This is a genomic window from Sphingobium sp. IP1 (assembly GCF_002708645.1).
Taxonomy (GTDB): Bacteria; Pseudomonadota; Alphaproteobacteria; order Sphingomonadales; family Sphingomonadaceae; genus Sphingobium; species Sphingobium yanoikuyae.
The window spans coordinates 1-19,248 of the sequence record NZ_NOIW01000066.1 but is presented as its reverse complement, the minus strand read 5'-3'; the positions used below and the strand labels follow the sequence as shown (position 1 = coordinate 19,248).

The following is a 19,248-nucleotide window of genomic DNA, read 5'->3' as shown; positions in this document are numbered from 1 at the left end:
CGACCGAATGATGACGCATAAGTGACGCTGTTGCCGGCGGGTTACAGCAGCGCGTTCACCTGCTCGACGAACCGCAGGACCGAAATCGGCTTGGACACATAGGCGTCGGCGCCGGCCGCGCGGATGCGGTCCTCATCACCCTTCCCGGCATAGGCGGTGACCGCCATGATCGGCACCGCCGACAGGCTGTCATCGCCCTTGAGCGACACGATCAGGTCATAGCCGCTGACATGGGGCAGATGGATGTCGGTGATGACCAGGTCCGGCGCGAATTCGCGCGCCTGCGCCAGCACGTCCCGGCCATCGCGCAGCGGCAGCACGTCATGCCCGTGCGCGCGCAGCAGGTCGCAAAAAAGTTTCAGATTGAGTTCGTTGTCCTCGACAACGAGCACGCGCTTTGCCACGAGTCACCCGCGTTCCAGAGAAGCCCCTTGGTGCGCGCCTATAGCCGCCCATTCCGCGAGAGCCAATCATGCGACCCGAGACCCAGAATGGCAAGCCGGATAGCGCCACCGATGCCGAAATTTTGGCATTGATGGCAATGGGATGGACGCTGAGCGATGGTCGCAGGGCCGATCGGCTGCTGGCGCTGACCGGACTGGATGCCGATGCGCTGCGCGCAGGCGTCGGCAATCGCGCGATCCTGGGCGCCGTGCTGGCCTTTCTGGCCGACCATGAACCCGATCTGGTTGCCTGTGCCGAGGCGATCGACAGCAGCCCGGCGGCCCTGATCGCCGCGAAGGAGAATCTGAGCCGATGAGCCGTCCGCTGATCATCACCGACTGCGACGAGGTATTGCTGCACATGGTCGTGCCGTTCCGCCATTGGCTGGACGAGACGCATGATGTGCATTTCGACATGCGCGAACAGGGTTTTGCCGAGGCGCTGCGCCACAAGGACAGCGGCATCCCGCTGGAACGCGAACTGGTGTGGGAGTTGCTGATCGCCTTTTTCGATACCGAAATGGCGCGCCAGACCCCGATCAGCGGCGCGGTCGAGGCGCTGCACCGGCTGGCACAGATCGCCGACATCGAAGTGCTGACCAATATCGGCGAGCGCCACCACCAGCTGCGCATCGAGCAGCTGGCGAGCCATGGCCTGCACCTGCCGGTCCACTGGAACCATGGCGGCAAGGGGCGCAAGCTGGCCAATATCCTGGCCGAACGCCAGCCAAGCTGCGCCCTGTTCATCGACGATCTGGGCGAGCATCATGCGTCGGTCGCGCGTCATGCGCCCGGCGTATGGCGGCTGCACATGGTCGGCGAGCCCGAGATCGCCGGCGACATCCCGGTCGCGGACAAGGCCCATGCCCGGATCGACGATTGGGCCAGCGCCGAAAAATGGATCATCGCCCGCCTGGCCGAAGGGCCGGCACCCGCTATTTCAACGCCCCTGAATGGAGCCATTGCATGAGCATCGACGCCCGCCTTGCCGAACTCGGCATCACCCTGCCCGCCGCCGCCGCGCCGGTCGCCGCCTATGTGCCGGCGGTCGAGGTGAATGGCCTGCTGCATATTTCCGGCCAGATCGCACTGAAGGACGGACAGCTGATGACCGGCCGCCTAGGCGAAGACCGCGACCTCGATTATGGCGTCGAAGCCGCGCGCGCCTGTGGCCTGAACCTCATCGCCCAGATGAAGGCGGCGCTGGGCGGCGACCTCGACCGGGTCGAGCGGATCGTCAAGCTGGGCGCCTTCATCGCCAGCGCACCCGGCTTTACCGACCAGCCCAAGGTCGCCAATGGCGCGTCGGAACTGATGGTCGCGGTGTTCGGCGAAGCCGGCAAGCATGCCCGCAGCGCCGTCGGCGTACCGGTGTTGCCGCTGGGCGCCGCCGTCGAGATCGACGCGATCGTGCAGGTTCGCCCCGCTGCATAAGCGGCCCGACTGGCTGACCGCCCGCCCCTTCGCCCATCGCGGGCTGCATCGGACGGGCATCAGCGAAAATGGCATGGCGGCGTTCGATGCCGCCATCGCCAGGGGGCTGGGCATCGAATGCGATGTCCGGCTGAGCCGCGACGGCCGGCCCATCGTCTTTCATGACGCCAGCCTGATGCGGATGACCGGGCAAGCGGGCGCCGTGGCGGATCGCGATGCGGCAGAACTGGACGCGCTGCGCCTGCCCGATGGCGGCGCGATCCCGCCCCTTGCCGCACTGCTGGATGCCTGTATCGCGACGCCGCTGCTGATCGAGATAAAGGTCGAGGGACGCGATGTCGCGCCGACCTGCTCCGCAGTGGCGAAGGCGCTCGACGGCCGCGACCAGCCGGTGGCGGTGATGTCGTTCAACCCGCTGGCGATGCGCTGGTTTGCGCGACATCGGCCGGACATGGTGCGCGGACTGGTGAGCAGCAGCCAGAACAAGGGGCGGCTGCGCGCGCTTTTCGACTACACCCTTGCACTTTGGCTGGCCAATCCCGATTTTCTGGCCTGTGATATCCGTGACTTGCCCTTCCGCTTCGCCGCTGCCGCCCGTCGCCGGGGACTGCCGGTGTTGAGCTGGACGGTGCGCAGCGCGGCGCAGCGGGCGATCGCTGCGGCCCATGTCGACCAGATCATCTTCGAGGAGATGGCATGAGCGAATTTGTCGCGCGCATCGCCGGTGGCGTCGCCGACCTGCCCAGGGCGCAATGGGATGCCTGTGCCGGCAGCGCCAATCCGTTCGTCCGCTGGGATTTCCTGACCGCACTGGAACGGTCCGGAAGCGTCGGGCCGGGCACCGGATGGCAGCCCTTGCCGATCGTCATCGACGGGCCGGACGGGACGATTGCGGCGGCCGCGCCGCTCTATGCCAAGACCCATAGCCAGGGCGAATATGTGTTCGACCATGGCTGGGCCGATGCCTGGGAACGGGCGGGCGGCCAATATTATCCGAAAATACAGATCGCCGCCCCCTTCTCCCCCGTGCCCGGCCCCCGATTGCTGCTACGCGATTCGACGCTGGGGCCGGCGCTGATCGCGGGAATCGAGACGTTGGTCGAGCGCAACGACCTGTCATCGGCGCATGCGACCTTCGTCGATCCCGACCAGATCGCGCTGTTCGAGGCGGCGGGCTGGCTGATTCGCGAGGACAGCCAGTTTCACTGGCACAACAGGGGCTATGCCGGGTTCGAGGATTTCCTGGCCGAGCTGTCGAGCGAGAAGCGCAAGAATATCCGCAAGGAGAGGCGGCGCGCGGTCGAGGGGCTGGAGATCGTCCACCTGACCGGCAGCGACCTGACCGAGGCGCATTGGGACATATTCTGGGATTTCTATCAGGATACCGGCGCGCGCAAATGGGGCAGGCCCTATCTGACCCGGTCCTTCTTCTCGATCCTGGGCGAGACGATGGCGGACAAGATATTGCTGATGCTGGCGCTGCGCGACGGACAGGCGATTGCAGGCGCGCTGAACCTGATCGGCGAAAACACGCTCTATGGCCGCTATTGGGGATGCCGCGAGGACGTGCCCAACCTGCATTTCGAGCTATGCTATTATCAGGCGATCGATGCGGCGATCGCGCGCAGACTCGACCGGGTCGAGGCGGGCGCGCAGGGCGGCCACAAGCTGGCGCGCGGCTATGCGCCGCAGCCCACCTATTCGGCGCATCATATTCCCAATGCGAGCTTTCGCCGGGCGGTGGCGGGATTCCTCGACGCCGAGCGGGAGGAAGTGCAGCGCGACCGTCTGTGGCTCAATGAAAGAACGCCCTTCCGCAAGGAAGGCTGATCAGGCGGCGCGGACTTCGGTCGCGACAATCCAGGCGCGGGCCTGGCGCTGGGCCTCGGCAATCTCGCGCGCGGTCATTTCCTCGGCGATCTCGGCGCGCATGCTCTGGCCGGCTTCGCTGCCGCCACGGGCCGCAAGGTTGAACCATTTATGCGCCTCGACCAGGTCGATCGGCATGCCCCCGGTGCCGCAGCTATAGGCGACGCCCAGTTCGAAACAGGCCTCTGCCGAGCCGTGGGCCGCACCGGCCATACGACTATCCATCAAAAACTGCGCACTTTTGAGACTATTTGCCATGATCTTCCCCTGTATCCCTAACCCAATGTTCCAACCTTTGGTTTGCGAGTGGGGGCAGAATGCCCGGCAGGCCGTAAAAAATGGTTAACGGCAAAATCGGCATATTTGCGCAGTTTGCCCGAAGCGGCTGGATGCGGCAGGGTTAATGCCCGGCGGGCGACGACAGGCGGGCGATGAGGGGCGGAAATAAGCGCGTTGGGGCTGGCGCCGCCGGGCGATTGTCCGCATAGGCCAGTGATGGCCGAAAATTCCCCCATGGGCGCGCAGCCTGCCGCAAAGGATATTCATTTTCGCGAGTTCGTGCTGCTGTGTGCGTGCCTGATGGCGATGAATGCGCTGTCGATCGACCCGATGCTGCCGGCCCTGCCCGATATCGGCCGCGACCTTCACATCGCCAACCCCAATGACCGGCAGCTGATCATCAGCTTCTATTTCATGGGGCTGGGCGTGGGATCGCTGCTGTTCGGCGTGCTGTCCGACCAGTTCGGGCGCAAGAAGGTGCTGGGCGGGGCGATGATATTGTTCATCCTGTCCTCGATCGCCTGTGCCGGGGCGCACAGCTTCACCATGTTGCTGATCGCCCGCACCAGCGCCGGCTTCTTTGCCGGGGCGAGCCGCGTCATCACCGTCGGCATCATCCGCGACCGGTTCAAGGGCGACGCGATGGCGCGGGTCATGTCGCTGATCTTCGCGGTGTTCATGCTGATCCCGGTGATGGCACCCAGCTTCGGCCAGGCGATATTGTGGATCGCGCCGTGGCGCTGGATCTTCTGGGTGCTGGCGATCCTGGCGACCGCGATCCTGGGCTGGATGGCGATCCGCCTGCCCGAGACGCTGCATCCCGACAATCGCATCCGCATCAATCCGCGCACCATCCTCAAGACGGTCGGCACGATCTTCCGCACGCGCAGCTCGATCGGCTACATGCTGGCGAGCGGCGTGGTGATGAGCGGCCTCATTGGCTTCATCCTGTCGGTGCAGCAGATCTTCTTCGACGTGTTCCATGCACAGAAGATCTTCCCGCTCGCCTTTGCGACGATCGCCGGCAGCATGGGGATTGGCAGCCTGGTCAACAGCCGGCTGGTCTCGCGCTTCGGCGCGCGGCGGCTGAGCCAGAGCGCACTGATCGCCTTCATCCTGATCGCGGCGGTGCATCTGGCGGTGATCCTGGCCGGGCAGGAAACGATCGTCACCTTCATGGTGCTGCAGGCGATGACGATGATGACGGTGGCGTTCACCGCGTCCAATTTCAGCGCGATCTCGATGGAGCCCTTTTCCAAGGGGGCAGGCGTCGCCTCCTCCTTCCAGGCGTTCCTGACGACCGCGGTGTCGAGCGCGCTGGGCAGCCTGGTCGGCCGCGCCTTCGACGGCACCACCCTGCCCTTCACGCTGGGGCTGCTGGTGTTCGGGTCGGGATCGCTGTTGATCGTCTTCTGGGCGGAGCGCGGCAAGCTGTTCACCCGGCCGCACCTCAACGCGCTGCGCGAGGATTATGAGGCGATGCACTGACTTTCTGTTGGGAAAGTCCGCACCGGCCCACAGCCCCACCCGACCGCTCACAGAGTGTATCCTGATTGGGAGGTCGGGCGCACCGACACGATGCGCCCGACCGGTTCGTCAGAAGCGCGTGCTGAGGCCCAGATTGATCGAGCGGCCCATGCCCGGCACCGGGCGCAGCACGCCGGTCGCGCCATAATCGCCCAGCGACATGCCGCCGAGCGGCAGGTCATAGCCGGCGTCGAAGAGATTCTTCGCCTCGACCGTCAGCTTCAGCCCCTCGGCCCAGAACGGCAACGTATAGCCGGCGCGCAGGTCGACCAGCGCATAGCCGCGCGTGCGCGGTTCGTTGCGGGTGGCGTCGACGCGATTCTTGTCGGCGACAAATTCGACATCGGCGCCCAGTTCCAGCGCGTCGATGCGATGGGCGAGGCCCATCTTCAGGTCGAGCGGCATCTGGCGATAGAGCGGGCCGCCATCCGACAGATTCTGGCCATGGACATAAGCAGCGCTGGCGGTGAAGCTGGTTTCGACATGGTCGCTGCGCTGGAGCGGCACGCTGGCGCTGACATCGACGCCGTAAAATTCGGCATCCTGATTGGCGAATTGCAGCTGCACGAAGCCGCTGGGCATGCCCATCATGTCGGTCAGATCCTGGAGATGGACCGCGTCGATATAGTCGTTCACGCGGGTATAATAGGGCGAGATCTTCAGCGTCGCCCCGCCCTTCGCGGTCAGGCGCAGCGCGGCGCTGACGGTGTCGGCCTGTTCCGACTTGAGGTCGAGATTGCCGACATAGCCATTGCCGTCGCCATACCAGCCGATCATCTGGCTGGCCATCGCGCCCCGGCCCCAGGCATAGCGTTCGTAGAGATTGGGCGCGCGGCTCTTGTGCGCATAGCCGAGTTCAAAGGCGAGCAAGTCGGACGCCTGCCAGCTCGCCAGCGCGGTCGCGCTCCAGTTATTGTCGGTGCGGCGATGGCTGCGTGCGTTGAAGGCTTCGGCCGCCATGGCGTCGGCCATGTTCATCATGCCGGTGCCATAGGGCTGGACGTCACCCGTATTCATCCGCACCCGATCGAAGCGCCCGCCGATCGAGGTGGAGAGCCGATCGGTCCAGTGCGATTCCCATTCGCCGAACAGGCCCAGCCGGTCGCGCCGGCCATTGTTGATGTTGATATAGGGATTTGGCCCCATCATCATCGATCCGGCGACCGGCGGCCACCAGTCGTCCATGCCCTGATGCTGATAGTCCCCGCCGACGCGCAGCGTGTCGTGCGGGCCGACCGGCAGGCTCAGCTTCACCGCCGAGGTGAAGCTGTGGATTTGCGTGTTCATCGGCATGGCGCCGGGCTGCTTGTCGGCGAGGAAGTCCATCCGGTGGGCGGTGTCGCGATAGCCGACGCTGGCATCGACGTCGCCCCAGGCGAAGGTGCCGCGATAGCGGCCGTTGAGGAACCAGGACTTGTTCGAGGTCATGTCCATATATTGGTTCGGGAAGCCCTCATAGGGCGAGAAATGATAGCCGCCCTTCAGTTCGAACAGGCCAAGGCGGGTCTGGGCGGCGAGCGCCAGCTGATGGTCGGTCTTGGCATATTCGGTCGAGCGCACCACGCCCCGGTCGCCGCCGCCGTCATAATTGTCGGACTGGGTGTAGGAGCCGCTATAGGTGGCGCTGATCCGCTTGCCCGCGACCGTCAGCGTGACGCCGCCGCCAAAGGCGTCGCCATTGCTGCGATAGAAGCTGGAAGCCTCGCCCGTAACCAGGGTGCCACCATCGACGGCGAAGCGCGGCATCGCGCTTTCGACGGCGATGATGCCGGCGATATTGTCGCCGCCCATGCTGACCGGCGAGACACCCGGCACGACCGCGATGCTGCCGACTGTCTGCGGATCGGTATAGGAAAGCGGCGTGTTCATGTCGTTGGGACAGGCAATGTCGACTGGGATGCCGTCAAGCGTGATGCGAATCCGCTGTTCGGTCAGGCCACGCAGCGCCGGCATGGAGGAAAAGCCGCCTCCGCCATTGGCCGCGACGCCGGGCAGGCTGGCGAGGATGGCTGCGGTGTCGCTGCTCGACAGGGCCCGGCGGCGCAATGTGCCGCTGCCAAGCCGGGCGCCGTTGAGCGGCGCGCTGCCGATATCGAGCGCCGCCCCGTCGAAGCGGGTCTGGAGCGGCGGGGCCGCGTCATCGGCGATGGGGGCATCGGCCGGCAGGCTGTCCTGCGCGGCGACATGGGTGGGGAGCAATGCCAGCGATGCGGCGATTGCGACGAGAGATGTCTTCATCGGAAACCCTGTTTGCACGCGCCCGCCTTCCCGGCAGGGGCGCTTGATCTGAAAGAAAGGCCGCGCGGCGGCACGGCCATGGTCAGATCAGGCAGGTGGTCCGCGCAAAGGGGGACGCAGATGGCCGATGCGCACGAGCGCAGGCGGCCGCACCGGCGCGAAGCCGAGCAGCAGCACGAAGGCGATCGCCAGCACCAGGATCAGCGGATCGGCGCCGCCGAGCGAGGCCATGGAGAGCGCGCCATAGGGACATGTGCGCTTGGCCGCATCGGCCGGCTGATGATCGGGATCGGCCTGCAAGGGCACGATCAGTTGCGAGGCGGTGCTGCCGATCGCGGCGTCATGACAGAACTGGATGACCAGGGTGCGCTGTTGCTGCGCCAGCATGAAGCCGCCGGGCAGCAAGGCCTTCATGCACAGCGCCAGCAGGACAAGCGCCAGCGCTTGTCCCCGATGCTGCTGAAGATAGGCGCGCAGGCTCCCCATGGGGACGACCTAGCCCGGCCCCCGCCGCCTGTCACCAAGACAAAAGGTCGCAGGGGTCGGGCCGGCAGAGGCACCCAAGAAAAAAGGGGCGGTCGCCCGCCCCTTCCTTCCATCGATCGTCAGGCCGATCAGGCGTCCTGGCCGCCCGGCGTGTGTGCGCCCGGCAGCGGCGGCACCGGCTGGGGCGGGATGCCCGCGCCAGCCTCCGCCACATCGACAATCCCGCGGCCGACATGGCTGCGGCTGCGGCTATAGGCGAAGTAGACGATCAGGCCGAGCGTCGCCCAGCCGACGAACATCAACTTGGTTTCGACGCCCAGGCTCCAGAAGAGATAGGCGCAGCCGGCGATCGCGATCGGCGCGGTGACATAGATGGCCGGGGTGCGGAACGGACGCTTGCGGTCCGCATCGGTCTTGCGCAGGCGCATCACCGCGATCGACACGGCGGCGAAGGCGAACAGCGTGCCCGAGTTGGAGATGTCCGCCAGGATGCCGACCGGGAAGAAGGCGGCGAACAGCGCCACGAAGATGCCGGTCAGGATGGTGATGACGTGCGGCGTCTTGTAGGTCGGATGCACCTTCGAGAAGAGTTCCGGCAGCAGGCCGTCGCGGCTCATGACGAAGAAGATGCGGGTCTGGCCGAACATCATCATCAGGATGACCGAGGGCAAAGCCAGGCCGGCGGCGAGGCCGAGCAGGTTGCCGATCTGGGGCCAGCCGATTTCACGCAAGGTCCAGGCCAGCGCTTCCTTCGAGCAGGTGACGGCTTCGGTGCCGGCAGCGGCCAGCGCGGCGCACTGCTGCGACAAAGCGGTCGAGCCGGGAGCCAGCACTTCGCCGGCCGGGCCATAGACCGGCTGCGCACCGACGGTGCCGATCACGCCGGCGGCCACCAGCATGTAGAAGATGGTGCAGATGGCGAGCGAGCCGATCAGGCCGATCGGCATGTTGCGCTGCGGATTCTTGGTTTCCTCCGCTGCGGTCGAAACCGCGTCGAAGCCGACATAGGCGAAGAAGATCGAGGCGGCAGCGGCCGACACGCCCGAGAAGCCGAGCGGCATGAACGGGGTGAAGCCCTTCATGTTCATGACCGGCACCGACAGGACGATGAACAGGGTCAGCGCCGACACCTTGATCGCGACCAGCACCGCGTTGACGGTGGCGCTTTCCTTGGTGCCGATGACCAGCAGCCAGGTGACGAGCGACGCGATCAGCATCGCCGGCAGGTTGACCATGCCGCCATCGAACGGCCCGCGCGTCAGCAGATCGGGTATGTCGAGATGGAATGTATGTTCGATCAGGCCGACCACATAGCCGGACCAGCCCACCGACACGGCGCCAGCGGCGACCGCATATTCGAGGATCAGCGCCCAGCCGACCATCCAGGCGATCAGTTCGCCCATCACCGCATAGCTGTAGGTATAGGCCGAACCCGAGACCGGGACCATGGCCGCCATTTCGGCATAGCAGAGCGCGGCGACCGCGCAGACGAAGCCGGCAATGACGAAGGAGAGCATCATGCCCGGCCCCGCCTTTTGCGCGGCTTCGGCCGTCAGCACGAAAATGCCGGTGCCGATGACGGCGCCGATGCCCAGCATGGTGAGTTGGAATGCGCCCAGTGAGCGATGCAGTGATTTTTTCTCTGCCGTCGCCAATATGGCGTCGAGAGGCTTAACGCGCCCGAAAATCATCAATGAAACCCTTTATTGGAGTCTTCTGCCCGGGCGACGCGTTAGCCGCCCCCCCTTTTCTGTGGGACGGGAGACTATCGCCTAATCCGCCATGCGCAAGTATGTTGCGCTTCTGAGACATGCTTCTTCACTGAACGCGCGAAGGAAATTTTATGATCGAGTTGCTGCGGGCGCCCGCGCTGGGCGATGTCCCGCATGGCTTTGCCGGACGACAGGGGGGCGTATCGACCGGGGTGTGCGCCGGTTTGAATGTCGGGCTGGGGTCGGAGGATGACCGGCTGGCGATCCTGCGCAACCGCGATCTGGCGCGCGACGCGCTGCTGCCCGGCGCGACGCTGGTAACGGTGCGACAGGTCCATTCGCCCGATGTGGTGACCGTGACCGCGCCGATCGCCGAGGATGAACGGCCCGAGGCGGATGCTATGGTGACCCGCACGCCAGGGCTGATTCTGGGCATATTGACCGCCGACTGCGTGCCGGTGCTGTTTGCCGACAGGGAAGCCGGCGTGATCGGCGCGGCCCATGCCGGCTGGAAGGGCGCGATCAGCGGCGTCACCGACCGGACGATCGCGGCGATGGAGACGCTGGGCGCGACGCGCGCGGGCATTGCCTGCGCCATCGGCCCCTGCATCGGGCGTGCTTCCTACGAGGTGACTTTGGACTTTGCCGAACGGTTCGAGCGGGACGACGCGGACAATGCGCGATTCTTCAGCGCCGGGCGGGCAGGCCACTGCCAGTTCGACATCGCCGCCTATGTTGCGTCGCGGCTGCAGGCGGCGGGGATCGGGCGGATCAGCCTGCTGGACGAGGACACCTATAGCCAGGCCGATCGCTTCTACAGCTATCGCCGGTCCTGCCATGCACAGGAAGGTGATTATGGCCGGCAGATATCGATGATCGCCCTGCCCGGCTGAGGGGCTTCAAAAGCCGGACAGAGTAGCGCATGAGAGGGGCTGACATGACCAGTTCTTCCCAGACCCTGCCGGACGTCGGCGATGGCAGCCGCCTTTATCAGCAACTGGCCCGGCGGTTGCTCACGGACCTGGCGGGTGGCCGCTATGCCGTGGGCGACCGGCTGCCGCCCGAGCGCGAGCTGGCGATCGAGCATGATGTCAGCCGCCCGACCGTGCGCGAGGCGATCATCGCGCTGGAAGTGCAGGGACTGGTCGAGGTGCGGGTCGGATCGGGCGCCTATGTGGTGCGGATTCCCGGCGCCGATCGCCAGGCGGCCGAAGCGCCGCGGTTCAGCATCACCGCCTTCGAACTGATGGAGGCGCGGCTGGCGATCGAGGGCGAGGCGGCAGCGCTGGCGGCGCTCCATGCCCGGCCGGACGAACTGGACGAACTGGACCGGCTGGTCGAACAAATCGCCAGCGAGAATCTGCGCGATGGCGATGCCTATGCCGTCGACCAGCAGTTTCACATGCTGATCGCGCAGGCGACGCGCAACGCAGCGCTGGTCGACAGTGTCGCGCGGCTGTGGGAAATGCGGGCGAGCGCGCCGGAATCGCGGCTGCTGCTCGCCAAGGCCCGTGCCGCCAAGGTGACGCCGGTTGTCGAGGAGCATCGCGTCATCGCCCAGGCGATCCGGGCGCACGATCCGGCGGCGGCGCGGGCGGCGATGCGCGGCCATCTGGCGGCGGTGATCGACCATCTGCTGTTCGCGACCGAGGAGGCCGCGGTCGAGGAAGCGCGCAAGGCGGCGCAATCGACCCGCGCCCGCTTCGCCCCCGGCGCGGACTGATCCCGACAGGGCAAAATTGACAGCGATGATGACAGCACCGGGGCGATGCCCGCGGGCGATGGCCTGCGCCTGCTTGACCGGCTGATCGACAAAAACTAAACACCTGTTCAGTCAAACAGGCTTCGCGGCAAGCGGGCAGGACGGGAGAGAGCGGATGCGGGGGACGCGCGGGCTGTTTCTGGTGCGGACGGTGGCGGGACTGGCGTTGGCGGCGTCGGCCGCGGGGCTGGTGGCGCAACAGGCGGTGCAGACCGGCACGGGGGCCGACTGGCCCGGTGTCGGCGGCAGCGCCGACGAGAGCGGCTATAGCCAGCTGAGCGCGATCAACACCGCCAATATCCGCAAGCTGGGCCTGGCCTGGTCGCTCGACCTGGAGGGCGAGGTATCGCTGGAGGCGACCCCGCTGGCGGTGAACGGCATCCTCTATTTCAGCGGCAGCTATGGCGCGGTCTATGCCGTCGACGGCGCGAGCGGCAGGCTGATCTGGAAATATGATCCGGAAATCTGGAAGGTCAATCCGACCCGGCAGGCGATGGGCATGGGCGTCAATCGCGGCGTCGCTTACGATAATGGCCGCATCTTCATCGGCGTGCTGGACGGCCGGCTGATCGCGCTGGATGCCAGGACCGGCGCGGTCGCCTGGAGCGTCAACACCCTGCCGCCCGGCACGATGCACAGCCTGACCGGCGCGCCGCGCACCTTCAACGGCAAGGTCATCATCGGCAATGGCGGCGCCGACATCGGCCAGCGCGGCTTCGTCACCGCCTATGACCAGAAGACCGGGGCGCAGGTCTGGCGCTTCTGGACGGTGCCGGGCAGCCCGGAGCAGAATGCCGGCGACCCGGTGATGGAAATGGCGGCCAAGAGCTGGAACGGTTCCTACTGGAAGACCGGCACCGGCGGCACGGTGTGGAACGGCATGACCTTCGACCCGGAGCTCAACCGCATCTATCTGGGCGTCGGCAATGCCGGCCCCTATGATCCGGAAAAGCGCAGTCCGGGCGGCGGCGACAATCTGTTCGTCGCCTCGATCGTCGCGCTGGATGCCGATAGCGGCCAATATATCTGGCATTATCAGCAGAACCCCCGCGAAAGCTGGGATTACAAGGCGACGGCCAACATGATCGCCGCGACCGTGACGATCGACGGCCGGCCGCGCAAAGTGCTGATGCAGCAGCCGACCAACGGCTTCTTCTATGTGCTGGACCGCGAGACCGGAAAACTCATCTCGGCCGAGAAGGTCGGCAAGGTGAGCTGGGCCAGCCATATCGACATGGCCACGGGACGCCCGGTGGAAACCGCCAACGTCCATTATCAGGAGGGGCCGGTCGACATCTATCCCAGCACATTGGGCAGCCATAACTGGCAGGCGATGAGCTACAGCCCGCAGACGGGTCTGGCCTATATCCCCTATATGCAGGCCGGCGCCCGCTACGCGAAGGCGGACAAGGGGTTCCTGGCCAGCATCACCGGGGCCAGCGCCAGCTTCATCACGCAAAAGCGCGACAAGGACGACCTGACCGGCGCGCTGCTGGCGTGGGATCCGGTAGCGCAGAAGGCGCGCTGGCGCATGGCGCGGCCCCATCTGTGGAATGGCGGGACGCTGGCGACGGCGGGCGGGCTGGTGTTCCAGGGGACGGCCGACGGCTATGTCCGCGCGCATGATGCGGCGAGCGGCAAGGAAATGTGGCGCTTCAATGCGGGGCTGGGGATCATCGGCGCGCCGATGAGCTATGCCATCGGCGACACCCAATATGTGTCGCTGCTGGTCGGCTGGGGCGGCACCACGGCGGCGGCCAGCGAGATATTGAATGTCGGCTGGAAATATGGCGCCCAGCCCCGCCGCCTGCTGAGCTTCGCGATCGGCGGCAAGGCGCGGCTGGCGCCATCGCCACCGCGCGACATGGCGGTCCATGCGCTCGACGATCCCGGCATCGTGCTGGACGAAAAGGCGGTGGCCGCGGGCAAGGAAATGGGCTTCATCTGCGGCGCCTGCCACGGCATGGCGTTCAAGGGGGCCGGCGCGCCGGGACCGGACCTGCGGGAATCCGCCCTGTCGCTGTCGGAGGAGAATTTCTACCAGGTGGTGCAGGAAGGCGCGCTGGCCGAACGGGGCATGCCGCGCTTCCCGCTGGGCAAGGCGCAGATCCACAATATCTGGTCCTATCTGCGCGCCACCGCGCGCGAGGCGCTGGGCACGCGCAAGCCCGACACCGACACAGCGACGGCGGCGCGCTTCTGATGCGGATGACCGGCGAGGAGCGGATCGCCGCGCCGCGCGACGCGGTATGGCAGGCGCTCAATGATCCGGCGGTGCTGCGCCAGTGCATTCCCGGCTGCCAGTCGCTGGAACGCGACGGCGAGGACCGGCTGCGGGCCGAGATCGCGGTCAAGATAGGCCCGATCGGCGCGCGCTTTGCCGGCACCGTCACCCTGTCGGAGATCGACGCCCCCAATGGCTATCGCATCAGCGGCGAGGGCCAGGGCGGCACGGTGGGCCATGCCAGGGGCGGCGCGAAGGTGACGCTGGCCGACGATGGCCGGGCCACGCGCCTGTCCTATGCGGTGGAGGCCGAGGTCGGCGGCCGGCTGGCGCAACTGGGCGGGCCGATCATCGACGCCACGGCGAAGCAGCTTGCGGAGCAATTCTTCCGCAACTTCAACGCGGTGGTCAGCGGCGACAGCGTGCCGGCGGAGGATGGTCCGGTCGCGGTGGTGACGGCGCCGGTGCAGGCTCCGCCATCGGCTGGCGGCCATCCCTGGGGCTGGATCATCGCGCTTTTGCTGGCGCTGGCGACCGGGGTGCTGCTGGAGCGCAGCGGCGTGGCGGGCACCGGCATGGTGGCGATCGGCCTGTTGCTGGCGGTGACGGCGCTGGCCGGGTTTGAGGCCGGGCGCAGGGGGCGGCGATGAAGCCCGCGCCGTTCGACTATGTCCGCGCCACCAGCATCGACCATGGCTGCGCGCTGCTGGCGGAAGCGGGCGGCGGCGCACAATTGCTGGCGGGCGGCCAGACGCTGATGCCGTTGCTGGCGCTGCGCATGAGCCAGCCCTTCATCCTGATCGACATCGGCCATCTGCCCGAATTGCAGGGCATCGCCCCCCATGCCGGCGGCCTGCGGATCGGCGCGGCGACGCGGCAGGCCGATGCGCTGGCCAATCCCCTGCTGGCACAGGCCTTGCCCGTCTTCGTCACGGCGCTCGCCCATGTCGGCCATCACCAGACCCGCAATCGCGGGACGATTGGCGGGTCGATCGCGCTGGGTGAACCGGCGGCCGAGATGCCGGCGACGGCGGTGGCGCTGCGGGCGTCCATGACCCTGCGATCGGTGCGCGGCGCGCGGACCATGGCCGCCGACGACCTCTATCTTGGTCCCTATGCGACCGCGATCGCGCCCGACGAGATGCTGGTGGCGATCGATTATCCGGCCTGGCCGGCGGATGCGGTGCCGCTGTTCCGCGAAGTGGCGCGGCGCCCCGGCGATTTCGCGCTGGTCGGGCTGGTCGGCGCGCTGGCGATCGTGGAAGGCCGGATCGAGCGGGCGGGGATCGCCTGGTTCGGCATGGGGCCGACGCCGATGCGCGCACGCCAGGCGGAGCAGGCGCTGGTCGGCCAGGCGATCGACCGGATCGACGTGCAGGCCATTGCCGATCTGGCGATCGCCGACAGCGCGCCATTTGACGACGGCCATGCCAGCGCCGCCTATCGGCGCAGCGTCGGCCGGCGCATCTTTGCCAGCAGCCTGGCGCAGGCGCTCGACCGGAGGCTGGCGGCATGAGCGAGCATCGCATTTCGATGACGGTGAACGGCCAGCAGCATCGTGGGCTGGTGGACGGGCGGCTGACGCTGAGCGACTGGCTGCGCGAGGCGGCGGGCTATACCGGCGTGCATGTCGGCTGCGAACAGGGGGTGTGCGGCGCCTGCACCATCATCGTCGACGGGCGCGCGGTGCGATCCTGCCTGATGCTGGCGGTGCAGGCCGATGGATGCAGCCTGACCACGGTCGAGGGGCTGGCCGCGGCCGACGGCACGCTCCACCCGGTGCAGCAGGCGCTCAAGGATAACCATGGCCTGCAATGCGGCTTCTGCACGCCCGGCATCGTCATGACCCTGGCCGCGCTGCGGGCCGATGGTGCCCGGCCCGACGAAGCGGCGATGACCGAGGCCATGTCCGGTCATCTCTGCCGCTGCACCGGCTATCAGGGGATACGCCGCGCGATCCGGCAACTGGCGGCGGAGGATGGCACGCCATGAACGCGCCGCCGATTTCCGCGCAGCGCTTCATCGGCCAGCGCGTGCCGCGCAAGGAGGATGGCCGGCTGCTGACCGGGCGCGGCAGCTTCGTCGACGACATCATCCTGCCCGGCATGCTGCACGCCGCCTTCGTCCGCAGCCCGATCGCGCGCGGCACGATCCGGTCGATCGACACCGATGTCGCGCGTGCCCAGCCCGGCGTCCATGCGGTGCTGACCCAGGCGGATCTCGCGCCGTTCGGCGTCACCATGCTGAGCTTTTTCCTTGGCCCGGTAGAAGTAGCGATGACGCCGCTGGCGGACGGGCGGGTTGCCTATGTCGGCCATCCGGTCGCGCTGGTGATCGCCGACGATCGCTATCTGGCCGAGGATGCCGCCAGCCTGGTGGTGGTCGATTATGCCGAGGAAGCGGCCGTCGTCACGCTGGACGATGCGCGCCTTGGCCCCAGGGTGCATCCCGACACCGACGACAATGTCGCCGCGCTGATGGGCGAGGAGGAAGCCGATGCCGCGCTGGAGGCGCTGCTGGCGGGCGCGCCGCATCTGGTCAGCCAGTCGATCCGCCATCAGCGCATCGCCCAGTCGCCGATGGAGACGCGCGGCGTGGTGGCGAGCCTGCAGGGCAAGAGCGAATTGCTGGTCCATATCACCTGCGCCGGGCCGCAACTGGTGGCGCGCTGGCTGACCCTGGCGCTCGACCGGCCGGGGCTGAGCGTGCGGGTGGTAGCCAGGGACGTCGGTGGTTCCTTCGGCCTCAAGAACCATCCCTGGATGGAGGAGGTGTCCGCCATCCTTGCCGCCATGCTGCTGCGCCGGCCGGTCAAGTGGATCGAGGACCGGATCGAGAATCTGACCGCCGCCAACCAGGCGCGCGAGCAGGAAATGACATTGCGCGCCGCCTTCGACACGGACGGGCGGCTGATCGCCAGCCATGCCGATTATGCGCTCAACAATGGCGCCTATCCGATGGGGGCGGACGCCAATATCGCGGTCCATATGTTCCTGTGGGCGGCCTATAATATCCCCGCCTACAGCTTCGTGTCGCGCGGCTGGTATAGCAATACGCCGGGGCTGGCCGCCTATCGCGGCCCCTGGGCGATCGAGACGCTGGCGCGCGAGACCTTGCTCGACCGGGCAGCGCGGCAGATCGGCATCGATCCGGTGGAGCTTCGCCGGCGCAATCTCTGCACCGCCGCCGACCAGCCATCGGTCACGCCGCTCGGCATCCCGCGCGAGGACATCACCCCGGCGCAATGTCTGGAAAAGCTGCTGGAAGTGGTGAACGTGCCCGCCTTCCGCGCGGAGCAGGCGGCGGCGCGGGCGCAGGGGCGCTATCTGGGCCTGGGCCTCGCCGCCTATATCGAGCCGACCGGCGCGGCCGGCAGTATCGCGGTGATGACCGGCGAACTGGCGCAGCTGCGGATCGAGCCGACCGGACGGGTGGTCGCGGTGATGAGCGTCCATTCGCAGGGCCATGGCACCCAGACGACGATGGCGCAGTGCATCGCCGAGCAGCTGGGCGTGCCAATCGAGGACGTCACCATCTTCGACGGCGACAGTTCGCGCGGCGGCTTCGGCCCCGGCGCGGGCGGCAGTCGCCAGGGGGTGATCGGCGGCGGCGCGGCGATCCGGGCCGGGCGGCTGCTCGCCGACAAGGTGAAGGTGGTGGCCGCCCATCTGCTCAACGCCAGCCCGGAGGCGATCAGCCTGGCGGGTGGGATGGTCCATGTCGCCGGCGCGCCGGAGATGCGGCGGACGCTGCGCGAGATTGCCGAGATCGCCTATGGCGAGCCGGGGCGATTGCCGCCGGGCATGGAGACGGGGCTGGAAGCACAATATCGCTATGATCCGCCGCCCATGACCTTCACCAGCGCGGCCCATGCCTGCATCGTCAAGGTCGATGCCGACACCGGCTTCGTGACGATCCGGCGCTGGGTCAGCAGCGAGGATTGCGGCGTGATGATCAACCCCGCCGTGGTCGAGGGGCAGATTGCCGGCGGCCTGGCCCAGGCGATCGGCAGCGTGCTGCTGGAGGAGGCCGCGCGCGATGCGCAGGGCAATCCGACGGCCGCGACCTTCAAGGATTATGCGCTGCCGACGATCTTCGACGTGCCCGATTTCGAATATGTCCATGCCGATACGCCCTCGCAGGCCGAAGGCGGCTTTCGCGGCGTTGGCGAGGGCGGCTGCATCATCGGCCCGCCGACCCTGGTCAATGCTATCGCCGATGCGCTTGCGCCGTTCGGCGAGGTGGCGGTGGACCTGCCGCTGACGCCGGACAAGCTGATGACCGTCATCGAGGGGCGGCCCTGGCCCGAGCGTCCGGTCAGCCGCTTCCATCCCGACCATCGGGCGCCGGAGGTCGATACCCCTGCCCCGGCAGCGCCCACCACCCAACCGGTCGCGCCTGCCGCCCCGGTCGGGATCGACGGCGCATGGAAGCTGGTGCTGGCGACGCCGATGGGGCCGCAGCCGATGGTGGCGCATTTCCAGGTCGCGGGCGACCGGGTGACCGGGCGGCTGGAGGCCGATCAGGGATCGCAGGAATTTGCCGGCACGATCGCCGGCAATCAGGTGTCCTGGGAGATGAAGGTCACCAAGCCGATGGCGATCACCCTCAAATATGCCCTGCTGTTCGATGGCGACAGCGTGAGCGGCAAGTGCAAGATGGGGCTGTTCGGCACCGCCAAGGTGCAGGGCGAGCGCGTGCGATGATTTCCGGACACGAAAAAGCCGCCTTGGGGCTGTCCGGGGCGGTGTGTGTTGTGTGTTGGTTGCGGGAGTAGGATCTCGAACGGACCTCAGGACAAGACCAACACAATGATTTTTCGTGATACTTCCCTACAACCTTCCGAATAGTCCCCCTGAGTAGCCCCTAGATTTCTGGACGCCTTCTATCCCAATTTTGAGGACAGGAGACGACGATGGGGCAGCCCAATTTCAGCGATGAGTTCAAGCGTGATGCGGTGGCCCAGATCACCGAGCGCGGGTATCCGGTAGCGGAGGTTTCCGAGCGGCTCGGCGTCAGTCAGCATTCGCTGTACGCATGGAAGCGGCAACTGGCGAAGGTGGTGTCTGGCGATGCCAGCAAGGATGCCGAGATCCGCCAGTTGAAGCGCGAACTGGCCCGGGTGACCGAGGAGCGCGATATACTAAAAAACCGTCGCCGGCTGAGCCCGCCTGTGCGCGGTAGAAACGGGTCGTGCTATGGTGCGGCCGGGAGGGTCGCGGCCGATGGCTTATTGGAGGCATGACCCCGTTAAAAAACGTGGCCCGTGGGTGT

General features: G+C 67.0%; 18 protein-coding genes and 1 pseudogene. 14 read left to right on the top strand and 5 right to left on the bottom strand.

All coding sequences use genetic code 11. The annotated features are described in order from the left end of the window. Nucleotides 1-41 precede the first annotated feature (41 nt). A complete protein-coding gene (locus tag CG471_RS19870; RefSeq protein ID WP_004208955.1) occupies nucleotides 42-404 on the bottom strand; it encodes a response regulator in 363 nt (120 codons plus the stop codon). A 68-nt stretch (nucleotides 405-472) separates the two neighbouring features. On the opposite strand from CG471_RS19870, the gene CG471_RS19865 reads away from it, so the two are divergent. The 5 genes from CG471_RS19865 to CG471_RS19845 are packed head-to-tail and all read left to right on the top strand — an operon-like array spanning nucleotide 473 to nucleotide 3,707. After that, nucleotides 473-760 (top strand): DUF3572 domain-containing protein, encoded by a 288-nt coding sequence (locus CG471_RS19865; RefSeq protein ID WP_099233265.1) that lies wholly within the window; start codon nucleotides 473-475, stop codon nucleotides 758-760. After that, nucleotides 757-1,413, top strand: a complete 657-nt coding sequence (locus CG471_RS19860; RefSeq protein ID WP_048938545.1) for a hypothetical protein — start codon at nucleotides 757-759, stop codon at nucleotides 1,411-1,413. Before CG471_RS19865 ends, CG471_RS19860 begins: the two co-directional genes overlap by 4 nt. Then, complete coding sequence (locus CG471_RS19855) at nucleotides 1,410-1,877, top strand: RidA family protein (protein WP_007715324.1); 468 nt, start codon at nucleotides 1,410-1,412, stop codon at nucleotides 1,875-1,877. Before CG471_RS19860 ends, CG471_RS19855 begins: the two co-directional genes overlap by 4 nt. After that, nucleotides 1,870-2,577, top strand: coding sequence for a glycerophosphodiester phosphodiesterase family protein (locus tag CG471_RS19850; RefSeq protein WP_099233287.1), 708 nt, complete (start codon nucleotides 1,870-1,872; stop codon nucleotides 2,575-2,577). The genes CG471_RS19855 and CG471_RS19850 overlap by 8 nt, the downstream gene beginning before the upstream one ends. Continuing rightward, the gene (locus tag CG471_RS19845; RefSeq protein ID WP_099233263.1) at nucleotides 2,574-3,707 is read left to right on the top strand and encodes a GNAT family N-acetyltransferase; all 1,134 of its coding nucleotides are present in this window, start codon (nucleotides 2,574-2,576) and stop codon (nucleotides 3,705-3,707) included. The genes CG471_RS19850 and CG471_RS19845 overlap by 4 nt, the downstream gene beginning before the upstream one ends. On the opposite strand, the gene CG471_RS19840 is transcribed toward CG471_RS19845, so the two are convergent. Further along, nucleotides 3,708-4,004, bottom strand: coding sequence for an SEL1-like repeat protein (locus tag CG471_RS19840; protein ID WP_029547874.1), 297 nt, complete (start codon nucleotides 4,002-4,004; stop codon nucleotides 3,708-3,710). It abuts the gene before it with no gap. Between the two features lie 237 nt (nucleotides 4,005-4,241). On the opposite strand from CG471_RS19840, the gene CG471_RS19835 reads away from it, so the two are divergent. After that, the gene (locus CG471_RS19835; RefSeq protein ID WP_099233261.1) at nucleotides 4,242-5,513 is read left to right on the top strand and encodes a multidrug effflux MFS transporter; all 1,272 of its coding nucleotides are present in this window, start codon (nucleotides 4,242-4,244) and stop codon (nucleotides 5,511-5,513) included. Between the two features lie 108 nt (nucleotides 5,514-5,621). Here CG471_RS19835 and CG471_RS19830 read toward each other — a convergent pair whose 3' ends face one another. From CG471_RS19830 to CG471_RS19820, 3 genes are all read right to left on the bottom strand, one after another. Further along, on the bottom strand, nucleotides 5,622-7,790 hold the full coding sequence (locus tag CG471_RS19830; RefSeq protein ID WP_099233259.1) for a TonB-dependent receptor: 2,169 nt from the start codon (nucleotides 7,788-7,790) through the stop codon (nucleotides 5,622-5,624). A gap of 87 nt (nucleotides 7,791-7,877) precedes the next feature. Then, entirely contained in the window at nucleotides 7,878-8,276 is a 399-nt protein-coding gene (locus CG471_RS19825) for a DUF2946 family protein (protein WP_099233257.1), read from the bottom strand. Between the two features lie 128 nt (nucleotides 8,277-8,404). Then, the gene (locus CG471_RS19820) at nucleotides 8,405-9,967 is read right to left on the bottom strand and encodes an amino acid permease (protein WP_004208966.1); all 1,563 of its coding nucleotides are present in this window, start codon (nucleotides 9,965-9,967) and stop codon (nucleotides 8,405-8,407) included. A 152-nt stretch (nucleotides 9,968-10,119) separates the two neighbouring features. Here CG471_RS19820 and pgeF point away from each other — a divergent pair, with 152 nt between their 5' ends. The 8 genes and pseudogenes from pgeF to CG471_RS19780 form a co-directional block, all read left to right on the top strand. Then, nucleotides 10,120-10,881 (top strand): peptidoglycan editing factor PgeF, encoded by a 762-nt coding sequence (gene pgeF, locus CG471_RS19815; RefSeq protein ID WP_099233255.1) that lies wholly within the window; start codon nucleotides 10,120-10,122, stop codon nucleotides 10,879-10,881. Nucleotides 10,882-10,925: 44 nt separating this feature from the next. After that, nucleotides 10,926-11,711 carry a FadR/GntR family transcriptional regulator gene (locus CG471_RS19810; protein ID WP_099233253.1) on the top strand — a complete coding sequence of 262 codons (786 nt, stop codon included), beginning with the start codon at nucleotides 10,926-10,928 and terminating at the stop codon, nucleotides 11,709-11,711. A 154-nt stretch (nucleotides 11,712-11,865) separates the two neighbouring features. Then, nucleotides 11,866-13,953, top strand: a complete 2,088-nt coding sequence (locus tag CG471_RS19805) for a PQQ-dependent dehydrogenase, methanol/ethanol family (protein ID WP_099233251.1) — start codon at nucleotides 11,866-11,868, stop codon at nucleotides 13,951-13,953. Next, entirely contained in the window at nucleotides 13,953-14,624 is a 672-nt protein-coding gene (locus tag CG471_RS19800; RefSeq protein ID WP_099233249.1) for a CoxG family protein, read from the top strand. The genes CG471_RS19805 and CG471_RS19800 overlap by 1 nt, the downstream gene beginning before the upstream one ends. Then, the gene (locus CG471_RS19795; protein WP_099233247.1) at nucleotides 14,621-15,490 is read left to right on the top strand and encodes a xanthine dehydrogenase family protein subunit M; all 870 of its coding nucleotides are present in this window, start codon (nucleotides 14,621-14,623) and stop codon (nucleotides 15,488-15,490) included. Before CG471_RS19800 ends, CG471_RS19795 begins: the two co-directional genes overlap by 4 nt. Next, nucleotides 15,487-15,966, top strand: a complete 480-nt coding sequence (locus tag CG471_RS19790) for a (2Fe-2S)-binding protein (RefSeq protein WP_099233245.1) — start codon at nucleotides 15,487-15,489, stop codon at nucleotides 15,964-15,966. The genes CG471_RS19795 and CG471_RS19790 overlap by 4 nt, the downstream gene beginning before the upstream one ends. Further along, nucleotides 15,963-18,680, top strand: a complete 2,718-nt coding sequence (locus tag CG471_RS19785) for a xanthine dehydrogenase family protein molybdopterin-binding subunit (protein ID WP_099233243.1) — start codon at nucleotides 15,963-15,965, stop codon at nucleotides 18,678-18,680. Before CG471_RS19790 ends, CG471_RS19785 begins: the two co-directional genes overlap by 4 nt. 209 nt (nucleotides 18,681-18,889) lie before the next feature. Continuing rightward, a pseudogene (locus CG471_RS19780) lies at nucleotides 18,890-19,138 on the top strand (transposase); the annotation flags it as partial. Nucleotides 19,139-19,248: the final 110 nt, after the last annotated feature.